This window comes from Oleiphilus sp. HI0061 (assembly GCF_001635675.1).
Window position 1 is genome coordinate 1 of the sequence record NZ_LWFE01000017.1, and the last position, 842, is coordinate 842.

General features: G+C 48.1%; 2 pseudogenes. Both read left to right on the forward strand.

Annotated features, from left to right (window positions below):
- Positions 1 to 489: pseudogene (locus A3735_RS29955) on the forward strand (gas vesicle protein GvpG); the annotation flags it as partial.
- Positions 479 to 842: pseudogene (locus tag A3735_RS00365) on the forward strand (hypothetical protein); the annotation flags it as partial. The pseudogenes A3735_RS29955 and A3735_RS00365, both read left to right, overlap by 11 nt.

Sequence of the window (842 nt, forward strand, 5' to 3'; positions counted from 1 at the left end):
TCTGCGGGTGACAAGGAGCGCTTGGAGCGTCAGAAAATGGAGGCTGAACTGGTTCTCCTGAAGGAGCAGTTAGATCGCAAAGATTTAGATCTTGCTTATCGAGAGGAACGTGAGGAGCAGCTGCGATCTGAGCTTGAGGAATTGAGTGAGTCTCGTGGCGCTAGCAGCACCAATGAAGGTATGTTTGACCGCCTGAAAGCGTTGGATGTGGTCTACGTTGCCTACCACCCGGGTGCTGGGCATATCACCATGACGGCGAGTGAAATTCGTGATTATGTTGATAACCCAAACGCTTTCGTAGCGGCAAAATGTTATGTCACGGAGGAGCAGTACCTAGCTTGGTTAGAACACTTTGATCAGCCAATTTGCCAGCATGCCGAAGGCGTAGGTCAAGTTTGCGGAAAGAGTGTAAGCAAGGTTAGCGCACCGGGTGATTTTCAGGAAGGAGTGAGTGACATGTGTGAGAGTCATAAAGGTTATGCTGGCTAATAATAAAACTACTGCTGAGTTGGGTGTGCAATTTGATGTACTACCCGAAGTTCACTCCTTTCCTCTGGAGATTGCGAAAGATCAGCTAGTGACCCTGGACTGTCTGCGTCTCGATAAAGTACATCCTTTTATATCGGGGAACAAATGGTACAAGCTAAAGCATCATTTACTAGCGGCTGTCGCGGCGGGCAAATCACAAATTGTAAGTTTTGGTGGTGCCCACTCAAATCATTTGCATGCCTTGGCTTATGCCGCAAATCAATTGAATCTGGACTCTGTCGGTATTGTTCGAGGTGAACCACACGGCGATTTGACATCTACTCTGCAGGATTGCGAAAAGTGGGGGATGAAGA